Below are 17,882 nucleotides of genomic sequence, written 5' to 3' on the forward strand. Positions count from 1 at the left end.
AGTGATGAAGCTAACCGAATTTGACGCAAATTTTCACGACTCAATTCACATTAAACGTGCTTCGTGATTGGGGTTCAATGCGGCAAGTCAGTATGATCAGGACTGAAGTGCTGACTACGAACATAGAAAAAGGAGAAAGCGATCGCTCTCTCCCTATCTATATAATTGTTAAAGTTTTTCTGCGCCTGGTTTGCCGTTTTGTACCACAAAGGAAGCTAAGGTACTGATACTAGCGTTTTCGTCAAGAATGCTGGAAACTACACGATAATCACTTTGCCAATTATTTCTCGTCAATTTACAACGCACATAACCACGATTTGCACCATCAAAGAATTTTGTATGGGGATTAGCACCGACTGCGGCTTGTACTGGGGCAATAAAACTAGTGGGAAAATCGGAAGTGATGGAAGTACCGACAAACTCAGTACCTACGGTTGCTGATAGGGGATTATTAAAATCAGCTTTTAAATCAAATACCCAACTAGAATGAATATCGCCAGTAATTACCACTGGGTTAGATGGTTTGCGTTGTTCTAAAAAGTCTAACAACCGCTTCCGCGCCGCTACATAACCATCCCATTGATCAACGTTAAATACTTCTATACCAGGACGAGGATCAAAATCAAATTGAGCTAATATAAGTTGTTGGGCAATAACATTCCAGCGTGCTTGTGATTTGTCTAATCCTTGGAGTAACCAAGCCTCTTGTGCTGTGCCTGTCATCGTTGCGTTGGGATCTAAAGCTGCGGCACATAGGGGTTTGAGTCCATCACCACAAGGTTGGTCTGTACGGTACTGGCGAGTATCTAAGACGTTGAACTCTGCTAAATCGCCAAAGGTAAACCGCCGATACAGCTGCATATTAGCTCCTGTTGGCAGAGAAGATAAGCGCAAGGGCATATGCTCATAATACACTTGGTAAGCATTGGCTCGTCGCTGTTCAAAGGCGGTTGGAGTTTGATTATCTTCGGGGATTAAGTTGGCGTAGTTGTTATCTACTTCGTGGTCATCCCAAGTAACTACCCAAGGGAAATTGGCGTGAACCGCTTGTAAATTTACGTCGGTTCTATATAAAGCGTAACGGTTGCGGTAGTCAGTGAGGGTAATGATTTCTGCGCCGACGTGCTGCCTTGGTGCGCCAGCTTCCGGGCCATATTCATAGATGTAATCACCCAGATGCACAACTAAATCTAGGTCTTCTTTCGCCATGTGTTTATAGGCTGTATAAAAGCCATTTTGCCAATCTTGACAAGAAGCAAAAGCAAAGTTTAGTTGTGAAACTGCACTATAGCTAGCGGGTGCTGTACGGGTGCGACCGATGGGACTAACTTCACTCCCGACTTTAAATTGATACCAGTACCAACGGTTAGGCTCTAAACCTTTGACATCAATGTGAACAGAATGGCCGAGTTGTGGTGTTGCCAAAACTGTGCCTCTCTGCACAACCTGTCTCATGTTTTCATCCCGGGCAATTTGCCAACGCACAGGTACATTTACAGGAGGCATTCCGCCACCATTTAGGGGTTCTGGTGCAAGGCGAGTCCATAAAACTACGCTATCAGGTAGAGGATCACCAGAAGCAACGCCTAACTTAAAGGGATAGTCAGAAAATCTTCCCCGCGCCATGACAGGCTGTAATTGGTTAGTGACGGCTAACCCTGTAAAGAAACTTGCACCCAGTAAAAAATTACGCCGTTTGAGCAGGCGATCGCCGATAAATTCCATACTCATCCCTACTAAGATTGAAATATAGTTGGCAAGCTGTAACTTGACTTGCAAGCAAGCACAAAGAACTTATCAACTGACAATCAAAGGGGGATTAAGGAAATGTTAAGCGTCAGTGATTGAGTAGGAAACGGGGCAGGGAGCAGGGGGCAGGGGAGAGGGGTTTACAGCTATGCAATTTCAAGCTGTAATAGCTTATACCAATTCTCTATGAATTTCCACCAAATAAATGATGTAGAGACGTTGCATGCAACGTCTCTACAGTACAGAATAAAGTGCATCTTTATCAAGAAACGGTATTACTCAATTTTTAAATTAAAAGGTAAACGAGCATAAACTCCTTGGGGGTCGTTCATATTTTGCATAATTGCTAGTTCTTGTTGAATTTTTTGCAATTGAGTAGTTAGGAGAGTAGTTGGCTGTGGCTGTAGTTTCTGCACGCCGAAAACGGTGCTGGCTTCTTCAATGGTTCGCCCAAAAAAACGTTCTCCTAATGTGCCTTCTCTGGGATATTCTTTTAACTGCCAATCTTTACCGAGTTTGGCTTGTTTGGCTGCATATGCTAAGGCTGCATTCAAACCACCAATTTCATCGACTAAACCAATTTGTTTAGCTGCGACACCAGACCAAACTCTACCTTGAGCAATTTCTGCTACTTTTTGTTGTGGTAGTTTACGACCTTGGGCAACTTTATTGACGAATAAATTATAAATGCGGTTAACGCTACGTTGATAAATGGCTAATTCTTCGGGTGATTTGGGACGGGCAAAGGTTTGACTATCGGCATAACGGGCTGTTTTGACGGAATCCCAGGTAATACCGTTGTCATTGGCGAGTTTTTGACCGTTGAGTAAGACTCCAAAGACACCGATTGAACCTGTGATGGTGTTGGGTTCAGCAAAAATGCGGTTGGAGTCGCTGGCTATCCAGTAACCACCGGAGGCGGCGACATCTCCCATAGAGACAACAACGGGTTTAACTTGGCGGGTGAGTTTGACTTCTCGTTGGATGATTTCGGAGGCTGTGGCACTGCCGCCAGGACTGTTAATTCTTAAGACAACAGCCTTGACATTTTTATCTTGGCGGATTTTGTTGAAGATAGTAGCAAAGCGATCGCCTCCTATTTGTCCACTCTCACCTTTACCATCGACAATTTCACCTTCGGCATAGACTACAGCAATTTTATTTTTAGCGTTGCGTTCTGCGGGTAAGGATTTGTCAGGTACTTGTGCATACTCAGTTAAATCGATTTGGCGGAAGCTTTTATCATTTTTATCATTATTGGTTAATTTCTTTAATTTAGCCACAACCTCATCGGTGTAGGCTACTTGATCTACTAAGCCATTAGTTTTGGCAGTAGTAGCTTCTAATAATGCTTGATTATCTGCGATCGCTTGTAATTTTTGGGGGTTAATTTTCCGACTGTTGCCTACTGTCGTCCGCCATTCTCCCCAAATATCATCTAATAATTTCTGGGTTTGTTCGCGGTTTTCTGGGCTAAGTTTATTCAATACCAAAGGTTCAATTGCTCCTTTGAATTTGCCGACGCGGACAACCTGCACCCCAATACCATACTTTTGTAATGCACCGGCGAGAAACAATGGTTGACTACTCAAACCGTTAATTTCCATTGCTCCAAAGGGGTTCAAAACAACGGTATCAGCTACGGAAGCCAGATAATATTCCTTTTCTCCCAAGTCCACACCATAGGCGATAACTTTCTTCCCTGCCGCCCGAAATTGTGTTAAGGCTTGGCGAATTTCCTTGACGGAAGCAAACCCTAAGTTACTGATACCTGTGCTGTTTGTACCATCTAAGTAGATGCCCACTATGCGATCGTCATCTTTAGCTTTTTCAATGGTATCGAGGACGTTACGGAGTGTCATCCGCTCATCTACGACTCCCGATAAGGTATTTTGTAGCACTTCACTAGAACTAGGTTTTCTATCGGTGATGGTAGTTGATAAATCAAAAACTACAACTGACTTATCTTTAACTACGGGGCCAGGATCTTTGGAACTAGCAAGAGCGAACAGCAAAAATAACAACCCGAATGTACTAGCACCAGCAAAAATAACTAGTCCTAGTACAGTCCCTACAAAGCTAGCAATAGTTTGTTTTAAAAAGTTATTCATTAGTTTTTAGTAAATAATTAATAGTATAGTTAATTTCCCTTTTCCCTTTTCCCAATCCCCAATCCCCAATCACCTAATAAGATGTAAACTATTTGAGTGTTTTAACTCAGATAGGGTAGTGTTACCTGTACAGAATAATACAGTGGTAATTTCGGCAATTAATACCTCAGCTAAATCTTGGAGTGCTGTTTCTGATTCTACTGCGGCTTTGAGGAAAGGCATAGCTAAACCGGCGATATCTGCTCCGAGGGCGATCGCTTTAGCCACGTCTAAGCCATGACGTAAGCCACCGGAAGCAATTAAGGGAATTTGGGGCGCGATCGCTCTGATACTGGTAATACATTCTGCTGTGGGTATTCCCCAATCTGCAAAGGTGCGCCCTAAGCGTCGTTGTATCGCATTTTCTGCTCTTTCCCCTTCTACCTTTGCCCAAGAAGTTCCACCTGCACCAGCCACATCAATTGCTCTGACTCCGGCTGCTATCAGTTTCTCAGCGATGGGGGCAGAAATACCATTCCCTACCTCTTTCGCTATTACTGGTATTGCTATTTCACTGCATAATTTATTGATTTTGTCAAGCAATCCCCGAAAATTAGTATCACCTTTAGGTTGAATAAACTCTTGTAGGGGGTTGATATGTAAAATTAAAGCGTCTGCCTCTAACATCTCGATGATTTGCAGACATTGATCTAAGCCATATTTATAGTTGAGTTGCACTGCACCGACATTAGCTAATAAAAGAATATCCGGCGCATACTTACGAACCGCAAAAGTATCAGCCACTTGGGGTTTTTCTATTGCCACCCGTTGAGAACCCACACCCATAGCTAATTTATAGTTTTGGGCAAGTGCGGCTAAACGCTGGTTAATCATTTTCGCTTGTTCTGTTCCCCCAGTCATGGAGGAGATTAATAGCGGTGCGTTGAGAGGTTTACCTAAAAAAGTCGTACTGATATCAATATCGTGGCGATCTAATTCTGGTAAACAGCAATGGCTGAAACGATAGCGTTCTAGTCCGTTGGTGATTTCGTGACATTGTACATCTTCTTCTAAGCAGATACGGATGTGATCAGCTTTGCGTGATTGGGTAGGGATTGATGTATTGGTAGGGGCGTTCACAGGTGGGTATGATTGATAGCTGACGATTACTATTGTATGATTTCCTCCGCACTAGTATTTTATTGTGGGACGTAGGGCGGGCTTCTTCTTGACACGTTTGTAGTGAGAACTTTAGTTCTCAAATAAGGACTAAAGTCCTTACTACGAACTGAACCGGGAAAGGGAGCTTAAACATCTGGAAAGCTTAAATAAAAATTAAGGTTTTGAAGCCTCTCTCATTACAGGGTAGAAGTACTAGGCAGGAGTGAAAAATTCATGCACAATCCTTTCCTAGCTGAGTAAGAATTTACAGTAGGAAAAATTATTTTTCGCGTTCTTTAACTAACAAGTGATAAGTCATGGGTATTTACTCATTACTCATTACTCATTACTCATTACTCTTTCCCAAATATTGGAAGACCCCTCTTCCAAGGGGGTGTAGAATAATTTCATCATTAATTAAGCTAGTTTATGCTTAAGCAAATCTGAGATTCATCAACTTTTGTAATAACGGATGTCATTTACGGAATTAACTGCTAATAATATCTATGATGAGGTTAATAACTGCAACATATATTATTAAGTATTTTTGCGGCTGTGAAATTAGTTCATAGCAGCCGCCTGGATTGCGGAATGTTTGGTATTGCTTAGATAGGTTTCTCAGTAGCTGCTGTTTGTGAATTTTATTTAAGCAGTTAGTAGGTTGGAAAAATTGTAACTATTGCTTGAGTTAATTACATACTACGATTCCTAAAAACATGACAGATTCTCAAAACAACATCGCCATAGCCATTAGCTGGTGTTTAGCCTGGGGTAATGAACGTGAACCAGCCTTTAATTTAGATCCCCAGCAAATACGTGATGCTGTAATTAACAAAAAAGCATTACCAGAAAATCTACAACATATAATGAGACAAGTAGAAACACTACAAAGCATAGACGAAATTCCACCTACTGTTGACGATTTAAAAGCAAAATACCCTGATTTGTGGAATCAGGATACTCGAATTGGTTTAGTGTATGGTGGTGCGACTAAGATTAAGCAATATGTATTTGAGTCAGCCAAAATTCAAGAAATTCGCGGTGCATCTGGTTTATTAGATAGAATAAACATCATTGATTTACCTGCTTTTTTTAACCAGAGAAATCCTCAAGAGATTGCAGAAGAAGATAGAAACCGCTACAATATACAGTTTAATAAAATTAGAACTTGGTTAAACGATAATTTTCCAGCAAAGTCCGAATCAGAAAATTACAAATTATCTGATGCGCTAATTCCAGAGTTAATTATTTATTCTACAGGTGGTAATATCCTCGCTTTTTGTCCGGCTGCTTATGTCGATGACTTAGCAAATGCGATTGAAAAACGCTATACAGAAGAAACGTTAACAGCTAATTCTTGCGCTGTTGGTGATAAATTTAGATTGCTGGAACTACGGTTTGGTTTGTTACGAGATCCAATTGAAAACACATTATGGTTAGATTGGTATCATCGGGAATTTAACAAACCATTAGTTCAAGCTTATTTTGGTTATCCTAGTAATGAATCAGAAAGAATAGAAGCATTTAAAAGACGTAAGAGTTTTAATGAATTAACCACCAAATTAAATATCTTATTTAATCAGCGTCGTAGTGGTAATGATACAGCTAATCGTCCTAGTCGCCGCTATCCGCCGATGTTTGAAACCCATCCTTACTTAATGCGTGATGGTAGCGATCGCCGTTCTGCTATCATGCGAGTAGATCAACTACCAAGAGAAACCAATTTTTCAGAAGCATCGGTACGTAAGTATTTAGTAGGTGATAGAGCAAAAGTTGGTCGCCTAGAAGAGCCAAAATGGTATCGTGACACTAAACTAGAATGGCGTAGAAATAGAGTTGAAAGTTGGGTAGATAGATTTCAACTGTTTTTAAACCAAAATCCAAGTTTAAAAGCGAAATACTACGGTAGCATTCCAGAGGATTCACTAGAAATTGCTGGAACTTTAAGCGAAGTATCTAACGCCAGTAGTGGTTATATCGCCTATATTTACGCCGATGGTAATAATATGGGTGGTTATATCCAAAAAATTCTGACACCAGAAAAATATCAAGAATTTAGTCAAGATGTAGCTTTAGCAACCGAATATGCAGTTTACCAAGCATTAGCTGAAAACTTACATCCCCACAAACTACGTAACTTAAATGATGAAGAATCAAATTTAAAGAATGGTGAATTTATTCATCCTTTTGAAATACTTACCATTGGTGGTGATGATATTTTATTAATTGTTCCTGCTAATAAAGCTTTAGAAATATCTCAGATGATAGGCGAGAGATTTGAGAAGATTCTATTGCAAGAGATTCAAATTAATGAGATTCAATCTGACGATGGAGAAACTAAGGAAATTACTGGTAATTATCGCCTGACTCACACTAAAACATTTGAGCCGCATAAATATCAACGTTATAAACCCTTAACAGCAAAACGTTCTGACTGTGAACTAAGTACATCAATTGGTGTATTAATTACGGCTGTAAACACACCCATATACTACGCCAGAAATTTAGTAGAGCAATTATTGAAATCAGCTAAAGAACGCGCTAAAAAATTACAAAAAGCTGGATATTTTGGGGGAACAGTTGATTTTTTAACTCTCAAATCAGTTACAATGATTTCATCGAATGTTAAAGAATTTCGTGAAGAAGCATTAACTAAAAATATCCCACCCAAATTAAAATTATACGCTGCACCATACACTTTACATGAATTAGGAGGATTAATCACCTCTATTTCAGCTTTGAAAACAGCTAAGTTTCCCAAGTCACAACTTTATCAAATTCGCAGTTTATTAGAACGGGGTAAACACACAGCTATTCTTAACTATCGCTATTTTCGAGTGAGACTTAAACAAGGTAAAGAAGCATTACTTAGGGATTTTGAACAGGCTTGGTGTCTACCTAAAGATAAAGATAATAACGGCAACTTAGCTCCTTGGATGTATGATAACGGCAGACTTGATCCTAAACATCCTGAAGATCCATTTTATGAAACGATTTGGCGAGATATGGTAGATGTCTACGATTTTGTAGAAGTACCAGAAAATGAAACATCAGAAGTTGCATCTGTGGGGGTTGAGTTATGATTAAACTACAAGAATTATCCAACTCATTGCAAACTTACTCCATTACAGCAGTCATTGATACAGCTTTATGTATTGGTGCTGGTGGTTCTTCGGGTTCTCTTGCAGATAAACCAATTGTTCGCAACGCTGAAGATAATTTACTAATTCCAGGTTCTCAACTTAAAGGACGTTTGCGCCATGAGTGCGAAAAAATTGCTAGGGGTTTAAAGTGGCCTATTTGCTATTCTCCCAATCCTCAAACTATGTGTCCACAAAGAGCAGGTTTAACAGAGGATTTTGCTAGGGCAGAATATAAAATATCAGAATCAGAAGAGAATAAATATCATTGTTTGATTTGTCAAATTTTTGGTAATCCCGCTTTAACTTCCCGCATCATTTTAGATGACCTAATTTGTGAAGAAGAACCAGATAATTTACCAGAAGTTATACGTCCTGGTGTAACTATCAACCGCCGTCGCCGGACTGCGGAAGAAGACAAACTTTATTTTTTAGAAACATCACCAGCAAATATTCAATTGAGGTTTACAGGTAATATTTATTTATCGAATGCGCCTAGTTATGCAGCACCATTAATTTTAGCTGGATTGCGCCATATTAATGCTTTAGGTGGTAGTAAATCAGCAGGTTTAGGCTGGCTACATTGGGAATTACCTACTTTACCTGTAGAACAAGCAGCATGGGATTTTCTGGCTAAAGGATTTGAAAACAATGAAGAAAATTAATCTAGAAATTAAAGCACTATCCCCTTTAGCAATTGGTAGACAAAAACCAGGTGGAAATGTGAGTGAAGTTGAACAATATATTCCTGGTTCTGTAATTCGCGGTGCGGTTGCTAGTCAAATACTAAAGCGAACTAATCAATCAATTAGTGATGATGATGATTTTCATCAATTATTTCTAGGAGATAATCCAGCAATTTTTCAAAATGCTTACCCAGGAATTATCACTATTTATGGCGATTGTGTCTTTAAGCCTAATGTGCAAGTATTACCAGCTACTGTACTGAGTTCTAAGAGTAAATCTGGATTTAAAACAGGTGACTGTGAAAAGAATGGTGTTTTTGATACTTTAATAGACCGTTTTTGCGCTGAAAAGTATGCTCAAATCTATGATCCAAATTGCCCAACAGAACATTCAACTTATGGAAAAAGAGTTGATCATTTTAGCGGTTTTTATAGTGAACATGATGATGATTACTACACCCCTTCTGCAAATGCTCGTCTATTAACTAGAGTAGGTATTAATCGCCGCCGTGCAACTTCTGAAGAAAGGGTACTATATAGTATTGCGGTTTTAAATGAATCTCAAGAAAATAAACAAAGACCTGTCACATATACAGGTGTAGTTTTAGTAAATGATGATTTAGCTGTATCTTTACAACAGTTTATTCAAAATCATCACGATGATTTACGTTTAGGTGGTGCAGGTTCACGAGGCTTAGGTAAGGTGAAAATTACAGCTAAAGCACCTATTGATCTTAAATCAACAGTGATTCAACGCATAGACGAATTTAATCAGAAATTACGTCAACGCTGGAGTGAATGGGGCAAAATATTTGGTAATCCTTTAGAGACATTGCCAGAAAATCGTACTTATTTCACTGTGGATTTACAAGCAGATGCAATATTAACAGAAAAATGGCAGCGTACAACGGTAATTTCTCCAGAAATGCTACAGCAGTATACTGGTGTGAACGATTCATCTTTACATATTCACGCTGCTTACAGTAGTTATGATTATCGTTCAGGCTGGAATGCAGCTTGGGGTTTGATGAAAGATGTTGAGTTAGTTACAAACAAAGGAAGTGTCTATTTATTCAGCACAGAAAGTAAGAATCTCTGGCTACAAGCTTGGGAAGATTTAGAGGTTTATGGAATAGGCGATCGCACCTGCGAAGGCTTCGGACAAGTCCAAATTTGCAATGAATTTCATTTGATCTTCAGAGAGGAGGCTGTTTAGTTATGGTGGAACTAGATAATTTATTAAAAGAGCAACTGGCTTTAAGAGTTGAGAAATGTATCAGTAACCAAATGGATGAAGTTATCGAGAATATTAAAGATTTATCAGATAAATTCGCCATAGCCAATAAAGATAAAAAATCTCCTTTCAGAAATGTCTTAGCTGTTGCTGTTGATTCGAGTTCTTCAATTGAAATTATTAAAAATTACATTCGTTACCAAGTAGGAAGGAGTGGTTCAAGCCCCATTTGGACAACACCACATGGTAAAGATATATTTGCTAAATCTCTAGTAAATGCACTAGATGATCTGGAAAAAAATGCACAATCTATCTTAACAGAATTGAGAAGCAATATTCCTAAAGGTCATGGTTTGGAAGCACATTTAAATGACATTGATAATCAAACTCAACTACGCAAAAATGTTCATATTAAACTTGTGCAACTGTTTTTAGGATATTTAGCTAGAGAACATACAGCCTCAGTCGGTGAAATGAATTTACAAAAATAAAACATTTATCAAATTTTTAGGAGTGTTTAAAGATGTACCGCTTTGTTGTCTCAACTGTTGGCACAAGTTTACTCTCTAACCAAATTCGCCCCAAAGATCCAAAAAGTTGGAAGGGACTACTTGATAAAACTGCCAACTGGACAGAGGAGAGAATTAAACAACATGAGCCAGAAGTGATTAATATTATTCTAGACCTAAAAAACAGGGCTGAAGAAAAGTTAAAGAGCGGCAATATTTTAGAAATTAGAGATGCTAGTGCTGAACTAAATGGTATATATGGCTTGTATGGAGAAGATTTACAAAAAGGCAAGTCTGATGAACATTTATTGGTTTCTACTGATACTTATCAAGGTAGAGAATCATCTGAATTACTGAAAAATTTCTTAGAATCTCAGAAACTATATAACACAAAATTATTAATTCCTACAAATATTTCAACCGCTAATACAACTGTATTCACTCAAGGTATAGCCAAATTAATAACAGAAATAGATCTTAAAATAAATCACCCTAAAACTAAAGGTAAAACAATATGTTTTAATTTGGTGGGAGGATTTAAGGCTCTTCAAGGATATATGAATACAATTGGAATGTTTTATGCTGATGAGATTATTTATATTTTTGAAGGTAAAGAACAGGAATTAATTAAAATTCCTAAGCTTCCGCTTAAGATTGATATAAATGAAGTTGAACCTTACAAATTGCAACTAGCAATTATGGATGCAGAAATAATGCCTGCTTCTTGGGAGGAGGTGAACAAAGTTCCAGAAGAATGGAGAATTAAATTAGATCAAGAAATATTTTTATCACCTTGGGGACAAATCATTTGGAACAAAAGCAAGAATGAAATATTATCACAAGAAAATTTATTAAATTTCCAAAAATATAAATTAGATTATGCACAGTCTTTTAAAGATGATTATAAAAAAACTCGTAATCCAATTTATAAAATAAATTTACAAGAGAAGCTTGCTAGTATTGCAGGAATTTTGTGTAAGTATCGTGATGGAATCAGTGCCTTAAGAGAAGATGGGGGTATTAAACTTCGTAGGTATAAAAATACAGAGATTGAGCATTTTAATGTGAATGATAGTCTCAGAGTGAGCTGTAAAGTAATGGATGGAGGTAGGCTATTACTTCGTTACTATGGGACTCATGATCATGTTGAACGTAGTGAAGGTATTAGATAAAAGCTGGGATATATTTATGTTTGAAACTTTCAAAAATCGCTTACAAATCACAGGTAAACTTACAACAAAAACAGCATTACGCATTAGTGCAGGTCGTTCTAGTGAACCCATAGGCTCAGATTTACCTGTAATTAAAGACAGTTTGGGTAATCCATTAATACCAGGATCTAGCTTTAAAGGTGCAATGCGATCGCGCCTAGAAAGTTTCCTCCGTGGTATCAATCCAAATTTGGCTGCAAATCCAGCGATAGAAGCCGAATGGTCAATTACCAATGACCGCATGAATGGAGAAAATGGTATTAAGAAGGACGTTGAAAAAGAACTTGAAAAATATCCCCAAGCGGAACGAAGTGGAAAAAGGGATCAGTTATTCACAGAGAAAATTATTAGTGAAACAGATATAACCTCTCTGCTATTTGGTTCACCTTGGATAGCAAGCAAATTCCAAGTACGGGATTTAACAGTAGTCCCTGATACTTGGTTTGGACAATATCAAGAAAGAGACGGTGTAGCGATCGACAGAGACACCGAAACCGCCGCAGACGGGAAACTCTACGACTTTCAAGTTGTACCAGCAGGAACGCAGTTTCAATTTAAAGCGGTGGTAGAAAACGCCGAAGAATATGAACTGGGACTGTTGATGATTGGGTTACACCAGTTTGAGACAGAACAAATACCACTCGGAGGAGGGCGATCGCGTGGCTTAGGTGTCGTTAAACTAGATATTGAGAAAATGTATTGGCTTGATGTGAAGGATGACCCAGAAAAGTTATTAACTTACTTACAGGAATTAGTAAATAGTAATTTAGGAGAGCAACTACCAAGCTATCAAGATGTAAACGAGTCGAAAAAGCAAAAGTGGACGCAATCACTAATCAATCATTTAAGAGAAAATAAAGCTAATACTCTCACTACCGAAGTAACCCAAAATTCTTGAAGAGGTAAATATGGCTTTTAGTAATTTCAAAACCATTGGTGAAGTTCTCAAAGCATTTCAAGTCACTTACACCGAAGCAAATTTTATTAGTGAACTAGCTTTTAAGATTTCTGACTATTTCCGCGAAGATTTAGAACTGATGATGCGGGATGCTGTTGTAGATAACTCAGAATTTGCTATTTGTGAAAATCTAATTTATCCAGTTATCAAAGAAGTTTGGAAAACTTACCGCCATCATTTTATTCTCTGGAGTCATCAATCATTCAACTATGATGAAAAATTATCTGGTTTTCCTGAATATATTTTAGCTAAACGTTCTCCGTTAGGTAAAGTTGTCTTTGATAAACCATATTTCATTTTAGTTGAAGCTAAACAAGACAACTTTGAGACAGGTTGGGCGCAATGTCTAGCAGAAATGATTGCGGCTCAACGATTAAACGGAGAATCCCAAATAGTAATTTACGGTATTGTATCTAATGGTGCAATATGGCAATTTGGCAAAATAGAAGGAGAAAATTTTACTAAAAATATCACTCTTTACACTATATACGAATTAGATAAATTATTTTCGGTTGTAAATTTCATATTCCAACAGTGTAAAGTACAGCTAAATAATTTAGTAGCTGCTTAATCTTTATTATCAAATAAATCCAGTCATGCACAAAAGATTTGTTAATCACTGCACAATCGATTTAACTATCATACCTGATGGGCCGATTTTAATTAAGTCAGGAAAAGAAGGAGCAGACCCCACAAAACCTGATATGGAATTTGTCGAAACATATCACGGTGGGGGACGTTCAATTTATTTACCAGGAAGCAGCTTAAAAGGAGCAATTCGCGCTCATGCAGAACGCATAGTCAGGACTGTAGGAAGAGATAGACGCGATACTAGTTCTAGTTTACCTTGGGCGAATGACCCATTAAATGATAAATATGACTATCTCAATAATGTTACTTCAACCAGCGATATTTACAAACTTTCTTGTTTTACCGACCAAATGTTTGGTAATACTTCTATTGCTAGTCGTGTCAGAATTGAAGATGCTCACCCAGATAGTTCACAGCCTCCGAGAATTGAGGAACGTAATGGTGTAGCAATTGATAGAGTTTTTGGTTCTGTTGCAGTGGGGCCGTTTAATTATCAAGTCTGTACGGCTGGAGAATTTAAAACTAAAATCCACCTCAAGAATTTTACCTTAGCGCAACTAGGTTTAATTGGTTTAGTCTTGCGAGATTTAAATGATGGTTGGTTTGGTTTAGGCTTTGCCAAATCTCGCGGCTTGGGTACTGTGGAAGTGAAATTAAATCAAGCCGTTGTGCAGTATCCTGGTTGTATTTTATCAGAAGATAAACAAGAAATTCATGCCCTGGGTAGTGACAATAAATGGAGTAAGACTTTTCTTTTAGGTGTAGGAGAATTTTTACAAGCTGAAGACGCAAAATTATATGGTTTTGCTAAACCAGACCATCAAGATACACCAGTCGCCGCCCAAGCAATGGAATTAGGTTTTGGTGTCCAACTTGTTTGGCAAGAGGGAACAGTTAATGATTTATTTGAAAGATGTGTTAGGTCTTGGAGTCAGTTACTAGCGGGTGCTAAATGAAACCTTTTGTTGGCGTTAAAACGGCTAAATCAGTAGATGAATTACTAGATTTAATGAAAAAATTGGCTTCTGAATCTAGTTACTACTTTTTGCGTTGGACTCATAAAGTTAGTGGAATGATAGAAAAGCAGCCCACAAAAGCAGAACTGCAACAGATTATTGAAGGGCAAATGTTTAATTATCTGTGTGAACTGCGATGGAAGAAAAAAGACAAAGGCAGTTATGAAATGCTTTTGTTAACTATAGATGAAAATCATCATAGTTTTATGCCAATTAAAAAAATAAAAGACGAAGATAAAGAGAAAGAACCTTGGCGAATAGAACCGAATAATCCAGAAAAATTTCCATCTCACGCCTATCCTGCTTATGGCTATCGTCCTGATGAAACTCGTTTCCCTAAAGGGTTCGATTATTCCGAAACTTTAGATATTCGGCTAGGGAAAGATAATAAAAAACAACCAAAATTAGCGCAACGTTACTTTATTGACGCTGAAACATCCGCCGTACAATTTGTAGCTTTAACTCTAGAGGTACATTTAAGATGACAAGAACTCCTCCCCCACCACCAAGAAAACCGACTCCTAAACAGTCATCTAACCCAGAGCTTCCACCAAAGCCTTATGATTTCGTTTCCTTTCCCAAGGAACGTCCTAACTTACAGCGTCCGGTGGGACATGATAAATATTGGAGCGATCGCCTACATGGTACACTCTACCTTACCCTGAAAGTGCAGACATCTCTCCACATATCCACAGGGATAGTTGCAATGGGTAGCGACATCGGAAACAACCGCATCCCCCTAATTAAAACAATGGTGCAGGGTGTTGACCAAAAGCTATCAATTCAAGGTAGTTCTCTCAAAGGCTGCATTCGGTCTGTATATGAAGCGATTACCAATAGTACATTAGCTGTCATTACTTCGAGATATAGAGATAAAATTCCTACAGAACGCTTACCTTGTCGCAACAAAGAACAACTGTGTCCAGCTAGTCGGGTATTTGGTGCATTAGATTGGCAAGGTCTGCTAGATTTTAATGATGCTAAATGTGAAAGCATCGGCTTTACTACTGGATTTATGCCATCCTTATATCGTCCCAGACCAGACCAAAGTAGGGCATACTTTATTAAAGGTAAAGCCGCAGGACGTAAGTTTTATTACCATACTATCAAAGCCATAGATAAAGGACAAAATTCTGGTATTCCCGTCCAACAAGCTGGGAGGGAATATACTTTTAAAACACAATTACATTTCAAGAATTTACTACCAGAAGAATTAGGGACTTTATTAATTGTATTAGGACAAGATTCTAAATATCCCTTAGCTTTAAAAGTCGGTGGCGGTAAGCCTATTGGGATGGGAACAATGACAGTAACTATAGATAAAATTAAACAGCCGCAAAGTTTAAAACAGCGTTATTCATCCTATGAGATTAGCGAAGATGATGAACTTACAGGCGAGAAATTAGCACAATTTAAACAGAAACATATACAAGCTGCACACTCACGTTTAGTTCAAAAACAACAACTAGAAGAACTAACAAACGTGCTACGCTACCCCACCGATCGCGAACCACCATCAGGGATGTATTAATTATGACTATATCAGATGCACAGTGGGAAATTGCCCATAATCCAGAAAAATATAAAAAATTATTAACAGATTATCTTCCTAAAATTATCAGAACGGAAGCAGAAAATGAAGAAGCATTAGCAATTGTCCAAAAGCTGATGCACAAGGAACGCAGTCCTGAAGAAGATGAGCTATATCAATTATTGATTACCTTAATTGAAAAATTTGAACAAGAATATTATCAACTTAATGAGCAGACTAGTTCTCAATCTATGCTTTTGTTTCTTTTAGAACAGTCTGGCAAAACAACAGACGACTTAAATGTAGTGCTAGGATCAAAAAATTTAATAGAGCAAATTTTAAACGGACAACAAGAGATAACATCAGAACAAGCGCAAAAACTCGGAGATTTTTTCCATGTCGAACCGAGTTTATTTACATAAAACGCTACACTAACTACCAATAGTCAACAATACTTTAAAAATTATTGATTTATGATAACAACAAAAGCTAACTCTGAAATTATTACAGAAAGACAGTGGGAAATTGCCCATGCGATCGCTCTTACTTTAGTAAAAGATGATACTGATGTCAATGAGGTAGGAAAAGCCGTTGCTTATCTGCGTGGTTACATTCATCAACCAGATGCAACTTCTAGGTTTTTTAAATATCTCAAAACCTTGGTAAGCAATGGTAGACAAATAGGACACAGTAAAAAAACTACGGATTATTACATTAGTATCGATAAAGCCTGTAGCGATTATCTCAAAAGTATTAATGATGCTCACACCATCCTGCAAATTTTAGGATGGGTATCTCGCCTCATGCGTTATTACAAAGATGCTGGCATTCCCATTGGTGAAATTGCTACCCCCACTGCACCGCCTGAACAGTCAACACGTCAAGTAGAAATAGCGAGAGCTAGTAGTAGTCATAATTTTACAGTTGGTCAAGTAATTGAAGCAATAATTGCCGTTAAAAAAAATATTGATGTAACCTATGAAATTGTATTGACTAAGCAAAGATTAAGCAAAAAAGAACACAAGAAAGCACAAGATTTGGCAGAAGGAAAAAAAGTTAAGGTCGAAATTCTAGAGCTTAAAGAAGATGGGAGTATAAAGAAAATTAAATTAGTTGATTGATAGACAAAAATATCTATTTTGTTGTGGCTATCTTTGAGGTAAAGGTTGTATAAAATAGGGGAATGTAGCTGCTAAGTTTACATTTGGCGTGAACTTTGCGATCGCCTTTATATTATTCTATCCTCACGATGATGTTCAAATACAACCCATTAGAATGCTTACCGTCATCGGCAGAATTACCAGATTCAGACGATACACCAGTGGATAACGAACTGCAAATATTAATTCCCAATTTGTTGTTAGCCATCTTAGCGGCAATCTGGCAAAGTCGTGATGATTGGTTTTTCGGTATCAATATGGGTATATATCATACGCCGAATCAAGGTGCGATCGTTCCAGATGGATTTTTGAGTCTGGGTGTAGAACGTTTTGTGGGTGAAAATGGACGTTCCAGCTATGTTTTGTGGGAAGAAGAGGGTATCCCGCCAATTTTAGCTTTAGAAGTAGTTTCGCAAACTTACAACGGTGAATATGAACAGAAAAAAATCGATTATGCCGAATTAGGCATTTTGTATTATGTTATTTACGCACCAACCCGGCTACGGCGTAAGCGTCAACGTTTAGAAGTTTATCGCTTAGTGGAAGGTAAGTATATTTTACTGTCAGGGGATAAAATCTGGATGCCTGAAATTGGCTTAGGTATTGGACGCGAACGGGGAACTTATCAAGGTATGACACGAGAATGGCTGTTTTGGTACGATGAACAGGGTCAAAGATATCTCACACCAGAAGAAGCAAACTTTCAGCAACAACAACAATTGCAAGAACTTTTAAAGAAATTACAACAAAAAGGAATTGACCCCAACACACTTTAACAGTTAACAGTTAACAGTTAACAGTAAAATAGTTGGGTGTTCACTAGACCTCTTACAAGAGTCATCATTT

At 38.1% G+C, this 17,882-nt stretch carries 16 protein-coding genes; 13 read left to right on the forward strand and 3 right to left on the reverse strand.

Features of this window, described 5'->3' with window-relative positions; translation table 11 throughout:
- Positions 1 to 168: 168 nt before the first annotated feature.
- From ACPZ3T_RS18865 to fni, 3 genes are all read right to left on the reverse strand, one after another.
- Positions 169 to 1,725, reverse strand: a complete 1,557-nt coding sequence (locus tag ACPZ3T_RS18865; RefSeq protein WP_490277275.1) for an alkaline phosphatase D family protein — start codon at positions 1,723 to 1,725, stop codon at positions 169 to 171.
- Positions 1,726 to 2,024: 299 nt separating this feature from the next.
- On the reverse strand, positions 2,025 to 3,860 hold the full coding sequence (gene sppA / locus ACPZ3T_RS18870) for a signal peptide peptidase SppA (protein WP_490270997.1): 1,836 nt from the start codon (positions 3,858 to 3,860) through the stop codon (positions 2,025 to 2,027).
- A 69-nt stretch (positions 3,861 to 3,929) separates the two neighbouring features.
- On the reverse strand, positions 3,930 to 4,979 hold the full coding sequence (gene fni, locus ACPZ3T_RS18875) for a type 2 isopentenyl-diphosphate Delta-isomerase (RefSeq protein WP_490270998.1): 1,050 nt from the start codon (positions 4,977 to 4,979) through the stop codon (positions 3,930 to 3,932).
- A gap of 737 nt (positions 4,980 to 5,716) precedes the next feature.
- Here fni and cas10 point away from each other — a divergent pair.
- The 13 genes from cas10 to ACPZ3T_RS18940 all read left to right on the forward strand — a co-directional run bounded on the left by cas10 (position 5,717) and on the right by ACPZ3T_RS18940 (position 17,812).
- Entirely contained in the window at positions 5,717 to 8,083 is a 2,367-nt protein-coding gene (gene cas10 / locus ACPZ3T_RS18880; RefSeq protein ID WP_490270999.1) for a type III-B CRISPR-associated protein Cas10/Cmr2, read from the forward strand.
- Positions 8,080 to 8,805: an RAMP superfamily CRISPR-associated protein gene (locus tag ACPZ3T_RS18885; RefSeq protein WP_490271000.1), complete on the forward strand. Its 726-nt coding sequence runs from the start codon at positions 8,080 to 8,082 to the stop codon at positions 8,803 to 8,805. Before cas10 ends, ACPZ3T_RS18885 begins: the two co-directional genes overlap by 4 nt.
- Positions 8,792 to 10,042 carry a type III-D CRISPR-associated RAMP protein Csx10 gene (gene csx10 / locus ACPZ3T_RS18890; RefSeq protein WP_490271001.1) on the forward strand — a complete coding sequence of 417 codons (1,251 nt, stop codon included), beginning with the start codon at positions 8,792 to 8,794 and terminating at the stop codon, positions 10,040 to 10,042. Before ACPZ3T_RS18885 ends, csx10 begins: the two co-directional genes overlap by 14 nt.
- Before the next feature lie 2 nt (positions 10,043 to 10,044).
- Entirely contained in the window at positions 10,045 to 10,551 is a 507-nt protein-coding gene (locus ACPZ3T_RS18895) for a hypothetical protein (RefSeq protein WP_490271002.1), read from the forward strand.
- A 32-nt stretch (positions 10,552 to 10,583) separates the two neighbouring features.
- The gene (locus tag ACPZ3T_RS18900; protein ID WP_490271003.1) at positions 10,584 to 11,741 is read left to right on the forward strand and encodes a putative CRISPR-associated protein; all 1,158 of its coding nucleotides are present in this window, start codon (positions 10,584 to 10,586) and stop codon (positions 11,739 to 11,741) included.
- 16 nt (positions 11,742 to 11,757) lie between these two features.
- Complete coding sequence (csx7, locus tag ACPZ3T_RS18905; protein ID WP_490277276.1) at positions 11,758 to 12,678, forward strand: type III CRISPR-associated RAMP protein Csx7; 921 nt, start codon at positions 11,758 to 11,760, stop codon at positions 12,676 to 12,678.
- 10 nt (positions 12,679 to 12,688) lie between these two features.
- The gene (locus ACPZ3T_RS18910; protein ID WP_490271004.1) at positions 12,689 to 13,309 is read left to right on the forward strand and encodes a hypothetical protein; all 621 of its coding nucleotides are present in this window, start codon (positions 12,689 to 12,691) and stop codon (positions 13,307 to 13,309) included.
- A gap of 25 nt (positions 13,310 to 13,334) precedes the next feature.
- Positions 13,335 to 14,285, forward strand: a complete 951-nt coding sequence (locus ACPZ3T_RS18915; RefSeq protein ID WP_490271005.1) for an RAMP superfamily CRISPR-associated protein — start codon at positions 13,335 to 13,337, stop codon at positions 14,283 to 14,285.
- On the forward strand, positions 14,282 to 14,830 hold the full coding sequence (locus tag ACPZ3T_RS18920) for a hypothetical protein (RefSeq protein ID WP_490271006.1): 549 nt from the start codon (positions 14,282 to 14,284) through the stop codon (positions 14,828 to 14,830). The genes ACPZ3T_RS18915 and ACPZ3T_RS18920 overlap by 4 nt, the downstream gene beginning before the upstream one ends.
- A complete protein-coding gene (locus ACPZ3T_RS18925; RefSeq protein WP_490271007.1) occupies positions 14,827 to 15,876 on the forward strand; it encodes an RAMP superfamily CRISPR-associated protein in 1,050 nt (349 codons plus the stop codon). Before ACPZ3T_RS18920 ends, ACPZ3T_RS18925 begins: the two co-directional genes overlap by 4 nt.
- A gap of 2 nt (positions 15,877 to 15,878) precedes the next feature.
- A complete protein-coding gene (locus ACPZ3T_RS18930) occupies positions 15,879 to 16,298 on the forward strand; it encodes a helix-turn-helix domain-containing protein (protein WP_490271008.1) in 420 nt (139 codons plus the stop codon).
- Between the two features lie 51 nt (positions 16,299 to 16,349).
- A complete protein-coding gene (locus ACPZ3T_RS18935; protein WP_490271009.1) occupies positions 16,350 to 16,997 on the forward strand; it encodes a hypothetical protein in 648 nt (215 codons plus the stop codon).
- Between the two features lie 131 nt (positions 16,998 to 17,128).
- Positions 17,129 to 17,812 carry a Uma2 family endonuclease gene (locus ACPZ3T_RS18940; protein ID WP_490277277.1) on the forward strand — a complete coding sequence of 228 codons (684 nt, stop codon included), beginning with the start codon at positions 17,129 to 17,131 and terminating at the stop codon, positions 17,810 to 17,812.
- Positions 17,813 to 17,882 lie beyond the last annotated feature (70 nt).

The organism is Aliinostoc maniaoense, from assembly GCF_058172895.1.

Coding starts and splice junctions, on each gene's coding strand:
- ACPZ3T_RS18865 (WP_490277275.1), bottom strand. CDS start 1,725: ATGGAATTTATCGGCGATCGCCTGCTCAAACGGCGTAATTTTTTACTG.
- sppA (WP_490270997.1), bottom strand. CDS start 3,860: ATGAATAACTTTTTAAAACAAACTATTGCTAGCTTTGTAGGGACTGTA.
- cas10 (WP_490270999.1), top strand. CDS start 5,717: ATGACAGATTCTCAAAACAACATCGCCATAGCCATTAGCTGGTGTTTA.
- ACPZ3T_RS18885 (WP_490271000.1), top strand. CDS start 8,080: ATGATTAAACTACAAGAATTATCCAACTCATTGCAAACTTACTCCATT.
- csx10 (WP_490271001.1), top strand. CDS start 8,792: ATGAAGAAAATTAATCTAGAAATTAAAGCACTATCCCCTTTAGCAATT.
- ACPZ3T_RS18895 (WP_490271002.1), top strand. CDS start 10,045: ATGGTGGAACTAGATAATTTATTAAAAGAGCAACTGGCTTTAAGAGTT.
- ACPZ3T_RS18900 (WP_490271003.1), top strand. CDS start 10,584: ATGTACCGCTTTGTTGTCTCAACTGTTGGCACAAGTTTACTCTCTAAC.
- csx7 (WP_490277276.1), top strand. CDS start 11,758: ATGTTTGAAACTTTCAAAAATCGCTTACAAATCACAGGTAAACTTACA.
- ACPZ3T_RS18910 (WP_490271004.1), top strand. CDS start 12,689: ATGGCTTTTAGTAATTTCAAAACCATTGGTGAAGTTCTCAAAGCATTT.
- ACPZ3T_RS18915 (WP_490271005.1), top strand. CDS start 13,335: ATGCACAAAAGATTTGTTAATCACTGCACAATCGATTTAACTATCATA.
- ACPZ3T_RS18920 (WP_490271006.1), top strand. CDS start 14,282: ATGAAACCTTTTGTTGGCGTTAAAACGGCTAAATCAGTAGATGAATTA.
- ACPZ3T_RS18925 (WP_490271007.1), top strand. CDS start 14,827: ATGACAAGAACTCCTCCCCCACCACCAAGAAAACCGACTCCTAAACAG.
- ACPZ3T_RS18930 (WP_490271008.1), top strand. CDS start 15,879: ATGACTATATCAGATGCACAGTGGGAAATTGCCCATAATCCAGAAAAA.
- ACPZ3T_RS18935 (WP_490271009.1), top strand. CDS start 16,350: ATGATAACAACAAAAGCTAACTCTGAAATTATTACAGAAAGACAGTGG.
- ACPZ3T_RS18940 (WP_490277277.1), top strand. CDS start 17,129: ATGTTCAAATACAACCCATTAGAATGCTTACCGTCATCGGCAGAATTA.